Annotated in this window: 15 protein-coding genes, 3 tRNA genes and 1 pseudogene; 10 read left to right on the top strand and 9 right to left on the bottom strand. The window is 73.5% G+C overall.

Features of this window, described 5'->3' with window-relative positions; genetic code table 11:
• Nucleotides 1-34: 34 nt before the first annotated feature.
• From ABZV94_RS21860 to ABZV94_RS21875, 4 genes are all read right to left on the bottom strand, one after another.
• Nucleotides 35-1963, bottom strand: a complete 1929-nt coding sequence (locus ABZV94_RS21860; RefSeq protein WP_356342596.1) for an ABC transporter ATP-binding protein — start codon at nt 1961-1963, stop codon at nt 35-37.
• Nucleotides 1963-3696: an ABC transporter ATP-binding protein gene (locus tag ABZV94_RS21865; protein WP_356342598.1), complete on the bottom strand. Its 1734-nt coding sequence runs from the start codon at nt 3694-3696 to the stop codon at nt 1963-1965. Before ABZV94_RS21865 ends, ABZV94_RS21860 begins: the two co-directional genes overlap by 1 nt.
• A gap of 105 nt (nt 3697-3801) precedes the next feature.
• On the bottom strand, nt 3802-5241 hold the full coding sequence (locus ABZV94_RS21870) for an FGGY family carbohydrate kinase (protein ID WP_356342600.1): 1440 nt from the start codon (nt 5239-5241) through the stop codon (nt 3802-3804).
• An 84-nt stretch (nt 5242-5325) separates the two neighbouring features.
• The gene (locus ABZV94_RS21875) at nt 5326-5631 is read right to left on the bottom strand and encodes a YtxH domain-containing protein (RefSeq protein ID WP_356342602.1); all 306 of its coding nucleotides are present in this window, start codon (nt 5629-5631) and stop codon (nt 5326-5328) included.
• A gap of 157 nt (nt 5632-5788) precedes the next feature.
• Here ABZV94_RS21875 and ABZV94_RS21880 point away from each other — a divergent pair.
• From ABZV94_RS21880 to ABZV94_RS21890, 3 genes are all read left to right on the top strand, one after another.
• A tRNA-Asn gene (locus ABZV94_RS21880) sits at nt 5789-5861 on the top strand.
• Nucleotides 5862-5867: 6 nt separating this feature from the next.
• A tRNA-Asn gene (locus ABZV94_RS21885) sits at nt 5868-5940 on the top strand.
• A 175-nt stretch (nt 5941-6115) separates the two neighbouring features.
• Nucleotides 6116-6189: transfer RNA gene (locus ABZV94_RS21890), tRNA-Ile, on the top strand.
• Between the two features lie 130 nt (nt 6190-6319).
• On the opposite strand, the gene ABZV94_RS21895 is transcribed toward ABZV94_RS21890, so the two are convergent.
• A complete protein-coding gene (locus ABZV94_RS21895) occupies nt 6320-6742 on the bottom strand; it encodes a hypothetical protein (protein WP_356342604.1) in 423 nt (140 codons plus the stop codon).
• Between the two features lie 145 nt (nt 6743-6887).
• Between ABZV94_RS21895 and ABZV94_RS21900 the strand changes: the two genes are divergently transcribed.
• Nucleotides 6888-7223 (top strand): hypothetical protein, encoded by a 336-nt coding sequence (locus ABZV94_RS21900; RefSeq protein ID WP_356342606.1) that lies wholly within the window; start codon nt 6888-6890, stop codon nt 7221-7223.
• A gap of 138 nt (nt 7224-7361) precedes the next feature.
• Here ABZV94_RS21900 and ABZV94_RS21905 read toward each other — a convergent pair whose 3' ends face one another.
• Nucleotides 7362-7895, bottom strand: coding sequence for a hypothetical protein (locus ABZV94_RS21905; protein ID WP_356342608.1), 534 nt, complete (start codon nt 7893-7895; stop codon nt 7362-7364).
• Nucleotides 7896-7943: 48 nt separating this feature from the next.
• On the opposite strand from ABZV94_RS21905, the gene ABZV94_RS21910 reads away from it, so the two are divergent.
• The 4 genes and pseudogenes from ABZV94_RS21910 (at nt 7944) to ABZV94_RS21925 (ending at nt 13382) form a co-directional block, all read left to right on the top strand.
• Nucleotides 7944-10106, top strand: a complete 2163-nt coding sequence (locus ABZV94_RS21910) for a phytanoyl-CoA dioxygenase family protein (RefSeq protein ID WP_356342611.1) — start codon at nt 7944-7946, stop codon at nt 10104-10106.
• Nucleotides 10107-10108: 2 nt separating this feature from the next.
• The gene (locus tag ABZV94_RS21915) at nt 10109-11542 is read left to right on the top strand and encodes an MFS transporter (protein WP_356342613.1); all 1434 of its coding nucleotides are present in this window, start codon (nt 10109-10111) and stop codon (nt 11540-11542) included.
• A 31-nt stretch (nt 11543-11573) separates the two neighbouring features.
• Nucleotides 11574-12011 (top strand): annotated as a pseudogene (locus ABZV94_RS21920) (asparagine synthase-related protein); the annotation flags it as partial.
• A 66-nt stretch (nt 12012-12077) separates the two neighbouring features.
• A complete protein-coding gene (locus ABZV94_RS21925; protein ID WP_356342615.1) occupies nt 12078-13382 on the top strand; it encodes a serine/threonine-protein kinase in 1305 nt (434 codons plus the stop codon).
• 149 nt (nt 13383-13531) lie between these two features.
• Here the strand turns inward: ABZV94_RS21925 and ABZV94_RS21930 are convergent, their stop codons facing one another.
• The gene (locus ABZV94_RS21930) at nt 13532-14296 is read right to left on the bottom strand and encodes an ANTAR domain-containing protein (RefSeq protein WP_356342617.1); all 765 of its coding nucleotides are present in this window, start codon (nt 14294-14296) and stop codon (nt 13532-13534) included.
• A 210-nt stretch (nt 14297-14506) separates the two neighbouring features.
• On the opposite strand from ABZV94_RS21930, the gene ABZV94_RS21935 reads away from it, so the two are divergent.
• Entirely contained in the window at nt 14507-14803 is a 297-nt protein-coding gene (locus tag ABZV94_RS21935) for an STAS domain-containing protein (RefSeq protein ID WP_356342626.1), read from the top strand.
• Nucleotides 14800-15753 carry a sensor histidine kinase gene (locus ABZV94_RS21940; RefSeq protein WP_356342619.1) on the top strand — a complete coding sequence of 318 codons (954 nt, stop codon included), beginning with the start codon at nt 14800-14802 and terminating at the stop codon, nt 15751-15753. The genes ABZV94_RS21935 and ABZV94_RS21940 overlap by 4 nt, the downstream gene beginning before the upstream one ends.
• Nucleotides 15754-15852: 99 nt before the next feature.
• On the opposite strand, the gene ABZV94_RS21945 is transcribed toward ABZV94_RS21940, so the two are convergent.
• The gene (locus ABZV94_RS21945) at nt 15853-16890 is read right to left on the bottom strand and encodes a rod shape-determining protein (RefSeq protein WP_356342622.1); all 1038 of its coding nucleotides are present in this window, start codon (nt 16888-16890) and stop codon (nt 15853-15855) included.
• A 158-nt stretch (nt 16891-17048) separates the two neighbouring features.
• Nucleotides 17049-20653, bottom strand: a 3605-nt coding sequence (locus ABZV94_RS21950) for an SAV_2336 N-terminal domain-related protein (protein WP_356342624.1), incomplete at its 5' end; no start/stop codon positions are given.

A 20653-nucleotide genomic window follows, 5' to 3' on the forward strand; every position in this document is an offset into this window, starting at 1 on the left:
GCCGCCGTCGCCGCGCGGCGGCCCCCCCGAGTGCCTAGTCCACCTCGGCGACCGCCTGCGCGAACTGGGCCTTGTACAGCCGGGCGTAGGCTCCGTCCGCCGCCAACAGCTCGTCGTGTGCGCCCTGTTCGACGATGGACCCGTTCTCCATCACGAGGATCGTGTCCGCGTCCCGGATGGTCGACAGCCGGTGCGCGATCACGAACGACGTACGGCCGGCCGCCAGCTTGGCCATGGCCTTCTGGATCAGCACCTCCGTGCGCGTGTCCACGGAACTCGTCGCCTCGTCCAGCACCAGGATCACCGGGTCGGACAGGAACGCCCGCGCGATGGTGATCAGCTGCTTCTCCCCGGCGCTGACGCCCGTGCCCTCGTCGTCGATCACGGTGTCGTAGCCGTCGGGCAGGGTGCGGATGAAGCGGTCCGCGTGGGCCGCCCGGGCCGCCTCCTCGATCTCCCCGCGCGTGACCTCGCGCGAGGCGCCGTACGCGATGTTCTCCGCGATGGTGCCGCCGAACAGCCAGGTGTCCTGGAGCACCATGCCGATCCCGGCCCGCAGTTCGTCCCGGGTCATCCTCCGGATGTCGACCCCGTCCAGGGTGATCCGGCCGCCGGAGACGTCGTAGAACCGCATCAGCAGGTTGACCAGCGTGGTCTTGCCCGCGCCGGTCGGGCCGACGATCGCCACCGTGTGCCCCGGCTCCACCGTGAGCGACAGGTCCTCGATCAGCGGCTTCTCGGGGTCGTAGCGGAACGACACGTGCTCCAGGCACACCCGCCCGCGCAGCTCCTCGGGCCGCTCGCCCGGCACCGGATCCGCCTCCTGCTCCTCCGCGTCCAGGAGTTCGAAGATCCGCTCGGCCGAGGCGACACCGGACTGCACCAGGTTCGCCATCGAGGCGACCTGCGTCAGCGGCATGGAGAACTGCCGCGAGTACTGGATGAAGGCCTGCACATCGCCGATGGACAGGGCGCCGGACGCCACCCGCAGACCGCCGACGACCGCCACCAGCACATAGTTCAGGTTCGACACGAACATCATCAGCGGCTGCATGACACCGCTGTGGAACTGCGCCTTGAACGCGGCCTGGTACAGCGCGTCGTTCTGCTCGGCGAACTGCCGGGCCGACTCCTCCTGCCGCCCGAACACCTTCACCAGGGTGTGCCCGGTGTACATCTCCTCGATGTGCGCGTTCAGTTGGCCGGTGGAGCGCCACTGCTGCACGAAGTGCGGCTGCGACCGCTTGCCGACCCGGGTGGCGACCACGAACGACAGCGGTACGGTGACCAGCGCGACCAGCGCCAGCAGCCACGACACCCAGAACATCACCACGAGCACGCCGACGATGGTCAGCACCGAGTTGATCAGCTGGCCCATCGACTGCTGGAGCGTCTGCCCGATGTTGTCGATGTCGTTGGTCGCCCGGGACAGCACCTCACCGCGCTGGCGCTTGTCGAAGTACGACAGCGGCAGCCGCGACAGCTTCGCCTGCACGTCCTGGCGCAGCCGGTACATCGTGCGGTTCACGGCCCGGTTGACCAGCCGCGTCGCGACCGCCATGAGCAGGCCGGCGACCAGGAACACCCCGAGCGCGACCAGCAGGACCTGCCCGACGGCGTCGAAGTCGATGCCCTTGCCGGGCGTGAAGTCGGTGCCCCCGAGCACGTCCGCGATGCGACCCTGGCCACGCTCGCGCAGGGAGTCGAGGACCTGCTCCTTGGTGGCGCCGGCCGGGAACCGCCGGCCCACGATGCCCGCGAACACCAGGTCGGTGGCCCGGCCGAGGATCTTCGGGCCGATCACGCTCAGGCTCACGCTGATGACCACGCACAGCAGCAGGCCGTAGATCGTGAGGCGTTCCGGTCTGAACTGGGCGACGAGCCGTTTGCCCGACCCCTTGAAGTCCATCGAGCGCTGGTCGGGGCCGCCCCCGGCCATCATGCGTCCCATGGGCCCGGCCATCAGGCGGCCTCCGCTTCCGTCAGCTGGGAGAGCACGATCTCCCGGTAGGTCTCGTTGGATGCCATCAGCTCGGCGTGCCGGCCGGAGCCGACGACCCGGCCCTCGTCCAGCACGATGATCCGGTCCGCGTCCCGGATGGTCGCCACCCGCTGGGCGACGATCACCACGGTCGCCTCGGCGGTCTCCCGGGCGAGCGCGGCGCGCAGGGCCGCGTCCGTGGCGTAGTCCAGCGCGGAGAAGGAGTCGTCGAAGAGGTAGATCTCCGGGCGCTGCACCAGCGTGCGGGCGATGGCGAGCCGCTGCCGCTGACCGCCGGAGACGTTGGTGCCTCCCTGCGCGATCGGCGCGTCCAGGCCGCCCTCCAGCTTCCGCACGAAGTCCTTGGCCTGCGCCACCTCCAGCGCGTGCCACAGCTCCTCGTCCGTGGCGTCCGGATTGCCGTACCGCAGATTGGTCGCGACGGTGCCCGCGAACAGGTACGGCTTCTGCGGCACGAGTCCGACGGTGCGGGCGAGCAGGTGCGGTTCGACCTCGCGGACGTCCACGCCGTCCACCAGGACCTCGCCCTCGGTGGCGTCGAACAGCCGGGGGACGAGACCCAGCAGGGTCGACTTGCCGCTGCCGGTGGAGCCGATCACGGCGGTGGTCTGCCCCGGCCGGGCCACCAGGTCGACGGACCGCAGCACCGCCTCCTCGGCACCCGGGTAGCGGAAGCCCGCGCCCCGGATCTCCAGGTGCCCGTGCGCCCGCAGCTCGGTGACGGGGGCGGTCGGCGGTACGACGCTGGACTCGGTCCCCAGGACGTCCTGGATGCGCTCGGCGCACACCTCCGCGCGCGGCACCATCATGAACATGAAGGTGGCCATCATCACGGACATGACGATCTGCATCAGATAGGCGAGGAACGCGGTCAGGTCGCCGATGGCCATCCCGCCGCTGTCGATCCGGTGGGCGCCGAACCACACGACCGCGATGGACGACAGGTTCACCACCGTCATGACGATCGGGAACATCAGGGCGAGCAGCCGGCCGGTGGCCAGCTGCATGTCGGTCAGCTCGCCGTTGGCCTTCCCGAACCGGCCCTGCTCGTACTCGTCCCGGACGAAGGCGCGGATCACCCGGTTGCCGGTGATCTGCTCGCGCAGCACCCTGTTCACCGTGTCCAGCCGGACCTGCATCGCGCGGAACAGCGGGCGCAGCCGGCGCACGATGAGCGTCACGGAGATGCCGAGCACCGGCACCACCGCGACCAGTACCCCGGACAGCGGCACGTCCAGACCGAGGGCCAGCACGATGCCGCCCACGCACATGATGGGCGCCGACACCATCAGGGTGAACGTCAGCAGGGCCAGCATCTGGACCTGCTGCACGTCGTTCGTCGTACGGGTGATGAGCGAGGGCGCGCCGAAGTGACCCACCTCACGCGCGGAGAAGGACTGGACCCGGTCGAAGACGGCACCGCGCACGTCCCGGCCGAGCGCGGAGGCGGTCCGGGCGCCGTAGTAGACGGCACCGATGTTGCACACCACCTGCACCAGCGAGATGCCGATCATCAGGGCACCGAAGGACAGGATGTAACCGGTGTCACCCTTCACGACACCGTTGTCGATGATGTCGGCGTTCAGGGTGGGCAGGTAGAGGGTGGCGCAGGTCTGCAGGAACTGCAGCACCACCAGCAAGGCGATGGGTTTCTTGTAGGGCCTGAGATAGGTCCGCAGAAGTCGTATGAGCACGCTACGTCTCTCGGAGTCGGCGACAGGGGCTGGTCGGTTGCCCTTGGCCCCTATCGTCGGACACTCCACCGGCGTTACCTCAACTGTTTAATCCGCCGCCGGTCCTCACGAGCGGAAGGCCCCCGGATGGGTCTGCTCCCGCACGGACGTGTACTGCTGACGCACCGCCTGCCCCACGGCCAGCTCCTCGCCGGGCTCCAGCACCTGCGCCGCAGCGCCCTGCCAGGCCGGCGGAGTGCGCGGATCAAGTGTGCCCTGCGACACACCGAGTGCCCAGGCCGCCTGCCGGGCCGCGCCGATCGCCGTGTAGTCCGCGGGCTGCGGCACGACGACCTGCGCGCCGAACAGCGAGGGCGCCGCGGCCTGTACGGCGGGCAGCTCGGCGGCCGGGCCGAGCAGGAAGATCCGGCGCACGTCCACCCCGCGCCCGCGCAGCACGTCCAGCGCGTCGGCCAGGCCGCACAGCATGCCCTCGAACGCGGCCCGCGCCAGGTGCTCGGGCTTCATCGACTCGCGCCGCAGCCCCGAGAGGGTCCCCGCGGTGTGCGGCAGGTTCGGCGTCCGCTCGCCCTCCAGGTACGGCAGCAGCACCAGCCCGTGCGCGCCCGGCGTGGACTTCATTGCCAGCTCGGACAGGCTCTCCAGATCGGGCAGGCCGAGCAGCTCGGCGGCGCCGCGCAGGGCGCGGACCGCGTTCAGGGTGGTGACGACCGGCAGGTGCATGCCGGTCGCGTCCGCGAGGGAGGTGATCATCCCGGACTGGTCGGTGAGCGCCTCCGGGTGCACGGCCATCACGGACCCGGAGGCGCCGAGGGACACGACGGCGTCCCCCAGCCCGATCCCGAGCCCGAACGCGGCGGCCATGGTCTCCCCGGTGCCGGCGGAGATCAGCAGGCCCTCCGGGGTGGTGCCGGCCGCGTCGGACGGGCCGATCACCTCCGGCAGCATCGCCTGGTGACCGAGGGCCAGCTCGACCAGGTCCGGCCGGTAGGCGCCGGTGGCCGCCGACCAGTAGCCCGTGCCGGAGGCCCCGCCGCGGTCGGTGGTCCGCCGCACGGGCCGTCCGAGCAGCTGCCAGACCAGCCAGTCGTGGGCCTGGAGCAGGACGGCCGTGCGCAGCGCGTTCTCGGGCTCGTTCTTCGCGAGCCAGCGCAGCTTGGTGACCGGCTGGGCCGCCTGCGGGACGCATCCGACGGCCTGCGCCCAGGCCTCCCGGCCGCCGAGCGCGTCCACGAGATCGGCGGCCGCGACCTGGGCGCGCTTGTCGCCGCCGACCATCGCGGGGCGGACGGTGTTGCCCTGGGCGTCCAGCGGGATCACCGCGTTCTGCTGGGCCGACACGCCGATGGCCTGCACGCCCTCCAGCAGGCCGCCGCCGGCTGCCTCACCGAGCGAGAGCAGCCAGGCCTGCGGGTCGATGTCGCTCGGCCGGCCCTCGACCGGGTGCGGGGCGTACCCCTGCCGTAGCACGGCACCGGTGTCCGTGTCGCAGACCACGATGCGTGTGAAGTCCGGTGAGCTGTCCAAGCCGGCGACTATCCCCATGCCACGGAATTTTGCCGTATGCGCCGGGGTGACCGTGACTCCCCGGGCGGAGGGCGCATGGGGGCGTACCGGAAAGGCGCCCCCTTACGTGTTGCTCGTGCCCCAGTCGTCCCCCGCCCTGCCGTCGGCGTTGTGGTCGCGGAGGGAGCGGACCCGTCGGGCCACCGACTCCGGGACCCGGTCGCCGACCTTGTCGCCGACCGTGTGGATGGCCTTGCCGGCGTAGACACGGCCCTGCTGGGCGGCCGTCTCGGCGGTGTTGCGCACCGCGGGGTTCCGCGCGATCTGGCGGGCCGACTTCTTCAGCTGCTCGTAACGCTCACGACCGGCCCTCGTGCCGAGTACGTAACCGAGGGCCAGGCCGGCGAGGAACGTGAGCCGGTAGCGCATGGCTGCCACCCTTCCCGTGCGTAGGTTTCTGGTGCCGCGCTGGCGCCGAGGGTACCGATTGGCGGAGCACCCCCCTGCTTGCGCTAATGTATGTGTCGCAGCGAGCGACCGCCCCCTGGCGAATACCCAGGTAGGTGCGTTCGATGCAACGAGGCGATCCTCCGTAGCTCAATTGGCAGAGCAGCCGGCTGTTAACCGGCAGGTTACTGGTTCGAGTCCAGTCGGGGGAGCTTCGGTCCTCCGTAGCTCAATTGGCAGAGCAGCCGGCTGTTAACCGGCAGGTTACTGGTTCGAGTCCAGTCGGGGGAGCGCTGAACGAGGACCCCTCCGGGGTCCTTTTTCATGTCCCCGGGAACCGCCGCGGCCTGCGACGCTGTCCTCAAGGTCATGAGCAGCGTGGAAGCCGACCATCCGAGGCAGGAGATCGTATGAGCGGCTATGCTGCGGCAGACGGCGCGCACACTTGTACGCGACACGCCGCTATGGGGCGGTAGCTCAGCCGGTTAGAGCAGCGGACTCATAATCCGTCGGCCGTGGGTTCGAGTCCCACCCGCCCCACCGAGGCGCTTCGGCGCAGGAACGTTTTCAGCTGCGAGAAGGCCCCCTCCGCTCACTGGAGGGGGCCTTCTCGCGGCCCCGCGAAGCCGGGTCCTCGCGCGCCGGGGCGGCCCCCGCGGGGACCCCCGTGTCAGGCCGTGCAGAAGCCGAGTCCCTCGAGGGCTTCGTTGATCTGCCTGCCCTGGGCCTCGGTCGTGGTGACGTCCTTGTAGGTGAAGCGCTGGGACGCGGCCCAGTCGGCCTTACCGCTGCCGCCGTTGAGGGCGGCGCACTGGTTGCGTGCGGCGTCGATGGCCTTGTCCTCGTACTTCACGATGTCCGGGTTCGCGGCGGCGAGGGCGCGGAGCAGCTCTTCGCGCCGGCCGCCGGTCGGCTCGGGCGGGATGCCGGCGGCCTTCTCGGTGGCGCTGACGGCGGAGCTGGGCTCGCTGCTCGCTGTCGCGGTCCTGGTCGCCTGCGGCTTCGCGGCCTCACCGCTGTCACCGCTGCTGCAGCCGACGAGCGAGACGGCGAGCGCGGCCATGACGGCGGCGATGGTCGTGCGGGTGCGCATATTTCCCCCTGGTCCGGTACGGCTGAGTGGCCATCATGCGCCAGTGTCGCCCCCGTGCAACTGGAGTGCGGCCGGTTGCGAGAGTTACCAGGGTGATTAGGGTGGAAGTAACCGAATGTTACGTACAAGTCAAAGGGGGCAGGTCATGCGTGCTAGCCACTGCAAGCGATCCGCCGTCCTGGGTACGACCCTCATCGCCGCCACCCTCGCCCTGAGCCCCGTCGGCTTCCAGCAGGCGTCGGCCGCCACGCCGAACGGAACGCACGCCGCCGCGACCGCCTCGGTCGAGCGCGACAACAGCAACAGCTACCGGAAGGGCTACAAGGCCGGGTTCCGTGCCGGGTGGGCCGACGCCAAGGACGACTGCCGGATGAGCAGGGGGAGCAACAACAACTTCAACAGCAACAACGACTCCTACGCGAGTGGCTACGGCGACGGCTATTCCGCCGGGTACGCGCGAGCCGAGGACAGGTACTGCTGAGTTCAGTCACTGGGGGAAGTGACTGAGTGAAGTCACTGAGTGAAGTCGGCCTCCAGGACGGCGCGTTCGGACCGGGTGCTGAACGGCCGTCACCCCCGCCGGCCGGTGAGTTCGTGGACTCCCTCTTCCGGCCGGGCCTCACACGGCCGGCCCCGGGAACCAGGACACCATCTCCGCGTACACGTCCGGGACTTCACCGCTGCCGGTGAGCCAGTCGGTCTCTCCCTGGCTCCACTCGTAGGCGCGGTGGCGGGCGCCGAGTTCCTCGACGAGTTCGGCGGCCAGCCGGGAGGCCTCGTAGAGGTCCTGGTCGGTGGTCTGGGAGCTGGCGGCGACGATCAGTCCGCGCACCTCGGCCGAGTGGCCGTAGCGGAAGGCGCCGGTGCCGAGCAGGTGCGGGTCGGTGTGCACCGGCGTGCCGTTGTCCGCGCCGAGGCGCCGGTGGGCCGCCGCCTTGGCCGCGGCCTTCGGCAGGAAGCGGCGCGCCTCGTCGCCGACCGTGATCGCGCCCAGGACCGCGTCGGCGGGTGCGGTGCCCGCCTCCACCGTCGGGTCCAGGACGACGAAGCCCATCGCGGGGCGCGGGTAGGGACCGCGCGGCGCCTTGCCCTCGGGGGCGGTGTGGTTGCGCAGGACGCTCTCGGCCCGGCACACCGTAGCCCGCTTGATCATCCGAGGCCATAGGTCTGGACCATTTTTCCGATCGCTGTTGACCTTGCGGTGCGACGCCCCGTAGATTTCCGTCCCGTCTTGATCAATGGTCCAGACCAGCTCTCCAAGGGTTCGCTGGGCTTTCCATTCGACGATCCCCCTTCTCGGGGTGCGCTGTGCTCTCAGGCTGCTGGGAGAAGGGGCGAAGGGGATGTTTGTCTTGACGACGCAGGTGCTAACGGATTTGCGCGCAAGTTCACGGCCGACGGATTCGCCACCGTCGGAGAACTCGTTTCCCCCGGTGAACTCGCTGTTTACCGGGACATCTACGACCGTTTCCTGAGCGGTGACATCGCATCGGGCGACAAGCGGTCCGATCTCGGTTCCCGCATGCCGCGCAAGGACGGCATACGCGAGGACATCACGCAGATCATGTGGCCCTCGGCCCTCCACCCGCCGCTGCGGGAACTCCCCCTCCACCGCAAGGCGCTCGCCGTCGCCCGGGAACTCATCGGCGCCGACGCGGAACTCGACTTCGACATGATGATCCACAAGGACCCGCACACCGCCGTCCCCACGCCCTGGCACCAGGACGCGGCCTACTGGATCGACATGCCCGACCACCGGGCGGTCTCCATCCGGGTGGCGCTGGACGACGCCGAGGTCGACAACGGCTGCATGTGGTACGTGCGCGGCTCGCACGAGCAGCCGCTGCGCCCGCACCGGCCCACGAGCGACGGCAAGAACATCGAGTGCGACTGCTCCGAGGACGAGCCGGGAGCCACTCCGGTGCCACTGCGGGCGGGGGAAGCAGTGGCCCACCCCGGCTTCACGCTGCACTACTCGCGGGGCAACACCACGGACGGCACACGCCGCGCGTACATCCTCAACTACCGCCCCGCCGCGATGATCCGGCACGAACGGGCGCGGGGCGCGGACCACGGTCTCCACGAGAACGTACGGCAGGTCCGCAACTCGGGCGCCGTCGAGGACCGACCGCCCGGCACCACCCCGCCACCGCCGGGCCGGCCACCGCCGGCCCGACCCCAACAGCCAGATGGGAAAGCTGTGAACGCTGTCATTCTGACTGGTGCCGTCATGACCCACCCGCGACGCCGCGCGGCCATCGCGGCGAAGGACCCGCTGGGCCGCGTCCGCGTCGTCACCGACCCGGACCCCTCCGGCCCGCCCACCGCGCTGCGCACCGCGAACCCGTCCTGGAGCTGCGTCGGTGCCGACGCCACCCACCACGTGGTCTTCCAGGACGACGTCCTCATCGCCGAGAACTTCTTCCCCTGCGCCGAAAAGGCCGCCGCCGCCGTTCCCGACGAGGCCATCGCCTTTTACGAGGGCTGGGAAGGCAGAAACAGCGGTGTCGTACGCCTCGGGGCACTCAGGGGCGCGCAGTGGGCCTATGCCATCGACGAACACGTCCCGTCACTGGCCCTGATGCTGCCCGCCGATGTCGCCCGCGGATACGAGCGATTCGCGGCGGAACACGGCAACGGCTGGCCGTACGACGTGGTGATCCAGCGGTATCTGAAGGCACTGGACGTTCCGGTGCGGATCGCCGTACCCAGTACGGTCGACCACGACGACGTGCCGAGCATCGCCGGAAACAGCACCCACGGATGGCGCCGCGCCACTTTCTTCACCGACCGGGCCGCATTCTCCTTGGACGAGAACAGCGCGTGCCCTACATTTTCCCTGATGCCCTTCTACCAGTACGGCGAGTCGAAATGCGCGGTGCGGCGGGGGGACCGCTGGGAATACCTGGACACCGACCGGTATCTGCGGCGCGTCGGCCTGCTCGGCAGATGCGAGGACGGCTTCGCCGCGGCGGACCGGCCCGACCTGCCCGGCGCCGTGTGCCGGCAGGTGTGGCTCACCGCCTTCGCCACGGGCGTCGCGCTCGCCGCGCTGCTCGCCCGCCCGGCCGGCCCCGAGGTCTGCAACGTCGCCTCCGCCGGCTACGACGAGACCGCGTTCGCCGAACTGGTCACGCAGACGGCCCGCCGCACCCCCTGGGAGCGGGCGGACACCCCTGCACCGCACACCCCGCTCATGTCCACCGCCCTCATCACCGCCGAGACCGGCTGGCGGCCCGCGGCACCGGTGCACAACGCCGCCCGGGCGCAGGCCCAGTGGCTGGCCTGCGACACCCATGACGACCTCGTCGGGCTGTGGCGCGCCCCGGACCCCGGCGACGGCACCGGCGTACGGCGGGCCTGACGATGGCGGAAGACGCCGAGAGGGCCGAGAAGGCCGAGAATGCCGAGAAGGGGCCGGTTCCCGGGACGGGCGGCGGCACGGACGGCGGTATCTTCTCGCCGCCGTACCTCGCCGCCACCCTGACGTTCGCCGTGGTGATGTTCCTGACCGGGTTCGCCGCGCTCGCCGTGGTGCCCACGCTGCCGACCGCGGCCCGGGAACTGGACGGCGTGTCCCTGTTCCCGGTCGTGGCGGGCTGCTTCGTCGCCGCCAGCCTGTTCGGCGGGGTGCTGGGCGGGCACTGGGCCGACCGGGCGGGCGCCCGCCGGCCCCTGGCGCTCGGCATGGTCCTGTCGGTGCTCACCCTGCTGGTGTCCGCGTCCAGCGTGTCCGTCTGGCAGCTCGCCGCCGGCCGGTTCGTGGACGGCCTGGCCGCCGGCATGGTCGCGGTGTCGGTGACCACCGCCATCGGCCAGGCCTACCCCGAGCGGCTGCGGCCCCGGATGCTCGCCATGATGAGCGCCAGCTGGGTCATCCCGTCGCTGCTCGGGCCGCCGCTCGCCGGTGTGGTCGTCCAGTGGTGGTCCTGGCGCGCGGTGTTCTACGGCCTCGCCGCCCTGACGGCGCTGCCCGCCGTCGCCCTCGTCGTCGTCCTCCGCAGAGCCGCGGACGGCGACCCGGCCGGCGTACCCCCCGCGGCGGAACGGGCCGCCCGCCCTCCGCTGCTGGTCGCGGCCATGCTCAGCCTCGGCGCGGCGCTCGGCCAGTACGGCGTGTCCGACTGGGACCCGCGCCACCTCGCCTTCGTCGCCGCCGGCCTCGTCCTCCTCGTCGTCTTCGCCCCGAGGCTCCTGCCACGGGGGACCTGGCGCAGCGCCCGGGGCCTGCCGACCGCGGTGCTGCTGCGCGGCCTGACCTCCGGTACGTACTTCACCATCGAGGCGCTGGTGCCGCTGATGCTGATCACCGAGCGGCGCGTCGACGCCGTCGTGGTCGGCGTGGCGTTCACCGCGTCCGCGGTGCTGTGGGCCGGCGCCTCCTGGGTGCAGGGCAAGGCGCTCCAGCACGTGGCCCGGCACCGCCTCGTCACCGTGGGCGCCCTCGTCATGACGGCGTCCGTCGCCCTGGCGGTGGCCGGCTGCTCCGGCGGCCTGCCCGCGGTCACCGCCGCCGCCGCGATGCCGCTGTCCGCCGTCGGCATGGGGCTGCTCGACCCCTGCGTCACCGTGCTCTCCCTGAAGCACAGCGAGCCGCACCGGCAGGGCCACACCACCAGCGCCATGCAGACCAACATGAACCTCGGCCAGGTCGTCGTCCTGGCCCTGGCCTCCGGCGTCCTCAACGCCTGCCTGGCCGCGGGCGCCGGCCCGCTCGACGGCTACCGCGTGGCGTTCGCGCTGCTGCTCCTGCCGACCCTGCTGGTCGCCCTGCTCGCCGTCCGCGCCCGCGGCGACTGAACGCCCCTCCTCTCCTTCTTTCACCCGCCACGCCCAGGTCCTCTTCGACCGCAAGGACCGCATGAGCATGACCTGCGGACTGGAGGTCCGGGTGCCCTTCGCCGACCACCGGCTGGTCGAGTACACCTTCAACGTCCCCTGGGCGATGAAGAGTTTCGACGGCCGGGAGAAGAGCCTGCTGCGCGCGGCCATGCGGGACCTGCTGCCCACGGCCGTCGCCCAGCGCGTCAAGACGCCCTACCCCTCCATCCGGGCCGAGACCTACGACCGGACCCCGCGCGAGCGCCTCGCAGACCTCGTCCGCACCGGCACCGGCCCGCTCGACCCCTTCTTCGCGCCCGGCCTGAAGGCGCGGGTACGGCGGGACGGAGCCGCGGCGCTGGAGCAGGGCATGAGCCGCGCCGCCCTGGAGACCACCCTCCAACTGGACGCGTGGCTGCGGGCGTACGACGTGGACGTCGTGCTCTGACCGCACCGGCCGCCGGATCCGGGCCGGGCCATGGACGGGCCGGGTCCGGCGGCCATACTGGACCGCATGGAACGCATCGGGGGATACCTCGTCGAGCGCCGGCTCGGCGAGGGCGGCATGGGCACCGTCTATCTGGCACGGACGCGCGGCGGACGGGCCGTCGCGCTGAAGGTCGCCAAGCCCGAACTGGCCGCCGACCCGGTGTTCCGCGAGCGGTTCCGCAGCGAGGTCCAGGCGGCCCGCGCGGTCGGCGGGTTCCACACCGCGCCGGTGGTGGACGCCGACGTCGACGGCGACCCGCTGTGGCTGGCCACCGCCTACATCCCCGGACCCACCCTCGCGGCCCGGCTCGCCGCCGAGGGCGCCATGGACGAGGCCGGACTGCGGGCCCTGGGCGCCGCGCTCGCCGAGGCGCTGGAGTCCATCCACTCCTGCGGTCTGGTGCACCGCGACCTCAAGCCCGGCAACATCATCATGGCCGCCGACGGACCCCGCGTCCTCGACTTCGGCATAGCCCGGGCCGCCGAGTCCACCCGCCTCACCGCCACCGGCACCGCCTTCGGCACCCCCGGCTTCCTCGCGCCCGAACAGGCCCTCGGCCACGACGTGACCGGCGCCGCCGACGTGTTCGCCCTCGGTGCCGTGCTGGTCGCGGCGGCCGGCGGCAGCGCCTGGGGCGAGGGCACGCCGATGGGACTGATGTACCGCTCCGTGCACGAGCCGCCCGACCTGTCCGCCGTACCCGCCGCACTGGCGGACGTGGTTGCGGCCTGCCTGGCCAAGGAGCCCGCAGACCGGCCGACGCCCGCCGGACTGCTGGACCGGCTGACGGACCCGGCACCGGACCCGGGCGGCCCGACGGCACCGCCGTACCCGCCGACGCTCACCGCGTCCCCGCGGCCGGCCGCACCGCCACCGGCGTTCATCCCGCACCCGCCGCCCGCGACACCTCCGCGGAACGCGGTCCTCCCGCAGTTCGCGCCGCCCTCCCATCAGCAGCCCGCACCGCGACCCGTGCAGACCGCCACGCCACCGCACCTGCCCGCGCAGCCCGCCACCCCGCCGGCCCCCTACGGCTTCGGCCCGCCCCCGCCCTACGGGTCCCCGGAGGTCGTGCTCGCCGACGCGCAGTCCGGCGCGGTCGTCAACGCCACCGGAGTGCTCTTCGAAGTGGCGGGCGTCGCCGCGGACTTCGGCTGGGACGAGATCGCGCACGTCGGACGCCACTGGCGCGGCAACCGGCTCACCGTCACCGTGCGGCTGTGGGACGGCGAGGTGTACTCCTGCGAACTGAACGCCCGCCGCAGGGCCCGGCTGACCGCCTGGCTCGCCCAGCTCGACCCGGTCCTCGCCCGGTACCTGACCCGCTAGCGGGGCCGGTCAACCACCGCGCCGACCACAAGACTTGATGCCGTCCAGGCTTGAACGGGTCAGGTCCTGGGCACGCACCTCCTACCGGCGTGCAGCCGGGCGGTGTCGGCAGGAGGAGGGCGTCATGGACCGTCGGATCCGGGTACGTGTCAGCCGGCGGCCGGCCGCGCCGCGCGGGCAGGAGATCGACCGCAGGACTCCCTCGGGGCGCGTCCTGCCGTACTGACCGCCGTACCGACCCGGTGGGCCGCGGCGGCCAGAGCCGTCCGCAACGGCTCCGGCGGAGCCGGGCCGTCCGGCGCCGCGCTCGCCGTCACCGCGGACGCCACCTGCCGCAGTTTGGTGTTGGACCGCTGGGACGCCTCCCGCAGGATCTCCCACGCCTGCTCCGGGGTGCACGCGTGCGCCGCCATCAGGATGCCCCGGGCCTGGTCGATCACCGGGCGGGAGTCCATGGCGTGGCGCAGCTGACCGACCTCCACGCGCAGCAGGCGCAGCTGCTCGGTCTGCTCGGCGTGCTCCCGGGCGACCGCCGAGGCGGTGCGGGCGGGAAGTCCCGACGGCAGGGCGGCACGCAGCGGGTCCACGGGGTCGAGCCCCACCAGTTCCAGCACCCGGCGCGGCTGCCCCCGCCAGCCGGTCGCCCGTACCGGCACCCCGTGCCGGCGGCCGTACTCGCCGAGCGTGTCCAGGGCCACCAGCCCCGCCGTGTCCAGGAAGGTCACCCCGGACGCGTCCAGGTCGACCCCGGCCACGCCCGCCGGCAGGGCCGCCAGTGCCCTGGTGAGGGGCTGCGTACAGCCGCGGACCAGCTCGCCCCGCGCGGTCAGCACCACGCGGTCGCCCTCGGTGGTGCCGTCGACGGCCAGGGTGTCCAGCCGCCCGGTGTGCGGTGCGCGTGCCGCTGAGGTCATGTCTGTGTCCCGCTGTGCCGTCGGTCGTTCCCGGTTCGCCTGCCCCCGGTGAAGGGACCTACACGCCGTCCGGGACGGCCAGGGCGCATACTGGGCAGTCATGTACCCGTGCGGCTGGGAGACGGAGTGAACGCAGCTGAACCGGCGCGGCCCCGGCCGGCCGTCGTGCCCAGGCCGGCGGTGCCGCCGCCCGCGGTGCCGCGGCTCGAGGTGTCCCCGTTGGCCGGGCGGAGGGGATTCCGGGCGGCGGGCGAGGTGAGCCTGCCCACGCGCGGCATCTGGGAGCGCGCGCTGGAGCGGGCCGTTCGCGAGGGCGAGGACGTGTATCACTTGGAGCTTTCCGCGCTGACCTTCGTCGACGTCGCGGGCGCCGGCGCACTGGCGGACGCCGCCCGGAACCTCGGCGGGCAGCGGCGTCTGGTGCTGGACCGGCCTCCGGACGCCCTGCCACGGATACTGGACCTGCTGTGGCCCGGTCTGCGGGGGATCGAGGTGCGGACGTCATGACCGCGACCGCCGAACTCGTGGACCCGTTCGTGCATCCCGCGCTCTTCTACGCCGACGCGCGGGAGTACGTGGCCGGCACCGTCCCGTTCGTCCGCGCGGCACTGACGGCCGGCGAACCGGTCGCGGTCGCCGTCCCCGGCGAGAACCTGCGGCTGATCCAGGACGAGCTGGGCGCCGACGCCGCCGCCGTACGGTTCCTCGACATGCGGGAGGCCGGACGCAACCCCGGCCGGATCATCCCCGGTGTGCTGCGGGCCTTCGCCGACGCCCAGCCGCCCGGCCGCCGGGTGCGGATCATCGGCGAGCCGGTCTGGGCGGGCCGCAGCCCCGCCGAGTACCCGGCCTGCGCGCAGCACGAGGCGCTCATCAACGCGGCGTTCCGGGGCCGCGAGGTCACCATCCTGTGCCCGTACGACACCTCCCGCCTGGACGAGCGGGCGCTCGCCGACGCGCACGCCACCCACCCGGTGGTCATCCCGGCCGGCTCCGGCGTCGAACGGACCAGCGCGGCCTACGACCCCGACGGCGTGGTCGACCGCTACAACGAGCCGCTGCCGCCCGCCCCCGACGCGGGCCCCGACGTGCTCCGCCTCTCCTTCGACGAGGACTCCCTGTCCGCCGTCCGGCACCTGGCCACCGACCACGGCGCCCGGCTGGGCCTGACCGGCCTGACCCTGGAGAACCTGGCGCTGATCACCGCCGAGCTGACCACGAACAGCGTGGTCCACGGCGGCGGCACCGGCCTCCTCACGGTGTGGCCCGAGGACGGGTACGTGCTGTGCGAGGTCCGCGACAAGGGCCGCCTCGCCGACCCGCTGGCCGGCCGCCGCCCCGCCGGCCGCGACCAGCGCGGGGGGCGCGGGCTGCTGCTGGTCAACCTGCTGGCCGACCTGGTGCGGACGCACAGCGGGGCGGAGGGCACGACCATGCGGTGCTACCTGGGGCGCTGACGCGCGGCACCGCGGGGGTGCCCGCCGGTTCGGCCGTGCGGGTCGCGTCGTGGCCGCTCGCGCGGTTCCCCGCGACCCCTCGGGGCGCCGTCGCCCGGCTCAGGCCGCCAGCGGGTTCAGCACCAGGGGCTCGATCCGGCCCTCCAGCATGGCGCCCAGGCCCTGCGCCGCGCACACGTCGGGCCGCTCGGCGATGTACACCGGCATCCCGGTGGCCTGCCGCAGCATCTGGTCGAACCCGGGCAGCAGCGCCGAGCCGCCGACCATCACGATCCCCCGGTCGGCGAGGTCGGCCACCAGGTCCGGCGGGCACTCGCGCAGCACCTTGCCGATGGCGTCCAGGACGGCCGTCAGCGGGGTCTGGATCGCGTCGCGCACGGCGGCGGTGTCCACCCGCACACTGCGCGCCAGCCCCGTCGCCACGTCCCGGCCGTGGATCTCGGTGGACGCCGGACCGTGCGGGCTCAGCCCGTTCCCGGACAGCGCCAGCTGCAGCGGCCGTACCGCCTGGCTCGGCAGCATCAGCGCGTGTTCGTGCCGCAGATGCTGCACGATCGCGTGGTCCACGGCCTCGCCGCCCACCGGAATCCGCTCGGCGGTGACGATGGAGCCCAGCGAGAGCACCGCGACCTGGGTCGCCGCCGCCCCGCACACCATGACCATGGTGGCCTCGGGCCGCTCCACCGGCAGCCCGCACCCCACGGCGGCGGCGATCAGCGTGTCGACCAGCTCCACCCGCCTCGCCCCGAGCCCGACCAGCGTCTCGATCGTCGCGCGCTGGGCCAGCGGATCGGCGTCGTACGGGGCGCAGGCCGCCGCCCGCAGCCGCGGCTTGCGGCGCAGCGCCCGGCGCATCTTGTCGCCGAGCAGATGCCGCAGCATCCGCTGGGCCATCTCGATGTCCACCACCGTGCCCCCGGCGATGGGCCGCACGACCCTGATGTAGTCCGGAGTGCGCCCCGTCATCTTCTCCGCGAACTCGCCGACGGCGATCAGCGCGCCGGTACGGGTGTTCACGGCGGCGACCGAGGGCTGGTCCACGACGAGACCGGAGCCCTTCACGTACACCCGGGTGCGGGCCGCCCCCAGGTCGACGGCGAAGTGGCAGCGGCGCAGCTGCTCGAGGCTGACGGTCACGGCGGATCCTCCCGAGTGCGCGGGCCTTGAGGTCTCCCGCCTGTCCGGCGGGCTCACTGGCATCCTGCGCGGGTCCGGGGGCGGGCGCCTTTCCTGGGCGGCCGGGCGGGGTGCCGCCGAACGGGCGTATTTTCCGGCCTCCCCGGAGTGTCGGCGGGTCAGTGGGGGCGAAGGGCCTCCACCAGCGGTTCGAGGGAGGAGACCGTGACCTCGCCGCCGCCCTCGCGCAGGACGCGCCGGCCGGCCGCGGTGGGCGCGTAGCCGACGAAGCGGAGGCCGAGCTGCTGGGCGGCGGTGAGTTCGGCGACCGAGGAGCTGAGCAGCACGCAGGAGCGGACCGGTGTGCCGACGGCGGCCAGGGCCCGCAGCAGGCAGTCGGGGTGGGGCGTCAGCAGGCTGAGGTCGCCCTGGCGGCCGTGGATGCCCGCCAGGGGCAGCCGGTACGGCTCCAGGTAGCGGTGGACGGCCTGGGTGCACACGTCCGTCACCACGCTGACCCGGCGGCCGGACCGGTGCAGGGCGCGGACGAGCGCGAGGGAGCGGTGCGTCGTCGGCGCGTCCGGTACGGCCCGCAGTTCCAGCTCGTCGAGCCGCGCCCGCAACAGCGGGCCGAGCCGGTCGTGGGCGAAGGCGCGCAGCAGGTCCAGCGGGTGCGTGAACGCCTCCCGGCCGGGGACACCCGCGACGGGCAGCGGCCGGCCGGCCAGCGCGTCCTGCGGGTCGCGGTGGTCGGCGACCAGGGACAGCAGGTCGAGGACGGCCTCCCGGGCCGGCTGCGCCGGGAACAGCCGGGCGAGGGGACCGTCGAAGCCGACCAGCACCGTCTCGGCGCCCGTGAGGAGCGCCGCCAGCCGCCGGCGGGACGGGACCGGTGGCTCCGCCTCCGGCGCGGGTGCCCACTCGGGGACCAGTTGCACGGTGTACGACACCGCCAGTCCCGGTACCGGCCAGTCGTCCACCCCGGCGTTCACCGCCCGCTGGGCCGCGCCCGCCCGGCGCGGCGGATAGCGGCGCGTGACGGGGGCCGCCGCGCCGCGCAGGTGCTCCAGCAGGAGCCCGCGGACACCGGTGGCCTCGGCGCGGACGAACGCCACCGGATCGTCGACCTGCCAGGACAGCTTCACCGCGGCGGTGAACGCGCCCTTGCCGGAACTCGGCAGGGACACGATCTGCCGGGTCTCGTGCGGGGTGAGGTCGACCGTGTAGTACGTCTCCGGACGGGGCGGACGCGTGCCGTACGGGTGGATCGGGTCGAGCAGCGTCAGCGGCCCGTCGGGCCGGGTGTGGACGACGGCCGTGCGCCCCGGTGTGGGGACGCCCAGTTCGCGCAGGTCGTGCGTGATGAACGGGCCCCGCACCAGGTCCCGCTCCCCGGGCTCGGCGGATCCAGGCCCGAGCGGGCAGTACCAGGCGGCCGGCGGGCTGTCCGGGGCCCCGTCGCGAAAGAGCGGCCGGAACCGCTGCGAGCGCCGGGCGGCGGAGCTGGCCGCGAAGTCGTCGTACAGGGCGGGCGGCACGACGACCTCCACGTCCGCGGCATCCTCCGGCGGGCGGACGGGCGGCCGGCCGAACGTCACCCGGAGCCGCGGCGGGTCGGTCAGCCGGGCGAGCGCCTGGGGCAGTTCGCGCAGCACGGCGACGAGGACGGGCAGCAGATAGGCGCCGGGCGCGGTGCGCACCAGGTAGCCGTCCGGGCGGACCTCCGCCTCGTACTGCCGGGGGCCGAGGGAGCCGCGCGCGAGGATCTCGTGCACGGTGGCTTCGAGCGTGATGCGGGCTTCCGGGCGGCCGGTGAGCCCGTCGGCCGCGAAGCGGATCTCGGCCCGGTCGGCAGCCGCCGCGGCGGAACCGCCCTGCCGTTCCCGCCCGAGCCGCAGCAGTCGCTCGGCGCCGCGCCGCTGGGCCTCCGGGCTGTCGGCGAGGAGCGCGGTGGCGGCCCGGGTCAGCTCCGTCCCGAGCGCGTCGGAGCGGTCGGGGTACACGGCGCGCACGATGCCCCCGAGGGCCCGCAGGGCCTTCTCCCGGCTCCCGTGGACCGTCGGCGCGGAGTCCAGGCAGGTCAGGACCGGCCCGTCCAGGGTGAGCACGACGGCGTGCGTGTTCAGCGCCCCGCGCGGTCCGTCCTGCGCGTGCAGGGCGAGGACCGCCTCGGTCAGCGGCGGGAGCAGCGCGGCGACCTCGTCGGCGGGCAGGCCGCCCGGAGCGTCCTGGAGGCGCTGGTGCAGGGTCCGGCCGGTGATGAACTGCCGGACCAGGTAAGGGGATCCGCCGGCGATGCCGTGGTCACGGACCGGTGCGATCCCCGGGTGGCGGACCTCGCGCAGGCGCCGGCCGAGGTCCAGGAAGGCGGCGGGGGACGGTCCCGGCGGGTACCGGTGCAGCACGACGCGCGTGTCACCGTCCCGGGTGTCCTGCGCGAACCAGGCCGTGCGGCCCGTGCCGTCCGTCCCCTCGGCCCGCCGCAGCAGCCGGTACCGGCCCGCGAACAGCTCCTCGGCGCCGTCCGCCGACAGCCGCCGGACGCTGTCCGCGCCGACCGTGGCGAACGGATCGCCCTCCGCGGCGGTCCCCGCGCCCCGCGCCGCCGGGACCGACGCCCGGAACTCGCCCGGCGCCCGGCCCGCCCTGCGGTCGATGAACTCGCCGATGCGGTCGAGGAGTCCGGTGGTGCGGTGGCGTTCGGTGCGGGGCAGGCCGAGCAGCAGCAGCTCGCGTACGCCGTCCCGGAAGGCGTAGAAGCCGGGCGGGCCGTCCGGGGCGGCGGTGAGCATCCCGCTGAGGATCACCTCGGCCAGGTGCCGGGGGCGCGGATCGGGTTCGACGGCGGCCTGCACGAGGCGCATCACCGGCAGGTCGGGGCGGCCCACCGCGAGATGGCCGGCGAGCCGGACCGCCTCCGGTGAGGCGGTCGCCCGGAACCGCAGGACCAGCTCCTCGGCGGACAGCGTGCCGACGTCCGTGCGGTCCTCGGCGTCCGCCGGCAGCGGGCGCCCCAACCAGGCGACGGCGGCCGGGAACTCCCCGCCGCCCGGGGTGGCGAGCAGCCCGGCCCAGTGCGCGAGCCACCGCCGCTCCGGCTCCAGCACGGGAAGCGGGACCGCGCCGGCGGTCACGGCGGACTCGGTCCGCTCGTAGGGGGTGAACGCGAGCGTCGCCGTGGGGGCGGCCGGGTGCGGGGCCGACAGGGTGCCCGGGGCGGTGGGCAGGGCGGTGTTCCGCCACAGGTGTTCCGGGAGCGGCTGTACGACGGCCAGGGGCATCCGGCGCGCCCAGCGGTGCAGGGTGGCGAACCAGCGGGCGCCGGCGGGGCCCTCCCGCCACTGCGGGCCCATGCAGTCGCTGATCAGGAGGGTGACGCTGCGGCCGTCGGCGGGGGTGTGCGGGGCGGGGCCGCGCACGGTGCCGTCGGCGGCGGCGCGGTGCAGGGCGACCGTGCGGAAGGCTCCCGACTGGGCCAGAACGGTGTGCAGTTCACGGACCAGGGGCCGCCACACCGGCATGGTGGGGCCGGCGTCGTACACCAGGTTCAGGCGCAGCCAGCGCTCCCGTGCCGGGCGCAGCACCGGCAGCCACCAGGCGGGGTCGGCGCCGAGGCGGGCGATGCGGTCGGCGGTCGCCGGCTCGTCCAGCTCCAGGCCCACCGGTGCGTCGATGCGGCGTCCCAGCGGGCGCAGCGCGCGCTGCAGCGCGAGGGGGTGGCGCAGCATCGGGGGCGCCGGGGCCAGGAGCGGGGTGTGGGTCCGGTCCGCCGCCGGGGCGGGAC

The organism is Streptomyces sp. NPDC004658, assembly GCF_040609555.1.
Classification (GTDB): Bacteria; Actinomycetota; Actinomycetes; order Streptomycetales; family Streptomycetaceae; genus Streptomyces.

Bases quoted from the DNA above. Each gene is read 5' to 3' on its own strand.
- ABZV94_RS21930 (WP_356342617.1), bottom strand. From the start codon at position 14,296: ATGACCTCAGCGGCACGCGCACCGCACACCGGGCGGCTGGACACCCTG.
- ABZV94_RS21895 (WP_356342604.1), bottom strand. From the start codon at position 6,742: ATGCGCACCCGCACGACCATCGCCGCCGTCATGGCCGCGCTCGCCGTC.
- ABZV94_RS21940 (WP_356342619.1), top strand. From the start codon at position 14,800: ATGACCGCGACCGCCGAACTCGTGGACCCGTTCGTGCATCCCGCGCTC.
- ABZV94_RS21860 (WP_356342596.1), bottom strand. From the start codon at position 1,963: ATGGCCGGGCCCATGGGACGCATGATGGCCGGGGGCGGCCCCGACCAG.
- ABZV94_RS21925 (WP_356342615.1), top strand. From the start codon at position 12,078: ATGGAACGCATCGGGGGATACCTCGTCGAGCGCCGGCTCGGCGAGGGC.
- ABZV94_RS21870 (WP_356342600.1), bottom strand. From the start codon at position 5,241: ATGGGGATAGTCGCCGGCTTGGACAGCTCACCGGACTTCACACGCATC.
- ABZV94_RS21875 (WP_356342602.1), bottom strand. From the start codon at position 5,631: ATGCGCTACCGGCTCACGTTCCTCGCCGGCCTGGCCCTCGGTTACGTA.
- ABZV94_RS21900 (WP_356342606.1), top strand. From the start codon at position 6,888: ATGCGTGCTAGCCACTGCAAGCGATCCGCCGTCCTGGGTACGACCCTC.
- ABZV94_RS21905 (WP_356342608.1), bottom strand. From the start codon at position 7,895: ATGATCAAGCGGGCTACGGTGTGCCGGGCCGAGAGCGTCCTGCGCAAC.
- ABZV94_RS21915 (WP_356342613.1), top strand. From the start codon at position 10,109: ATGGCGGAAGACGCCGAGAGGGCCGAGAAGGCCGAGAATGCCGAGAAG.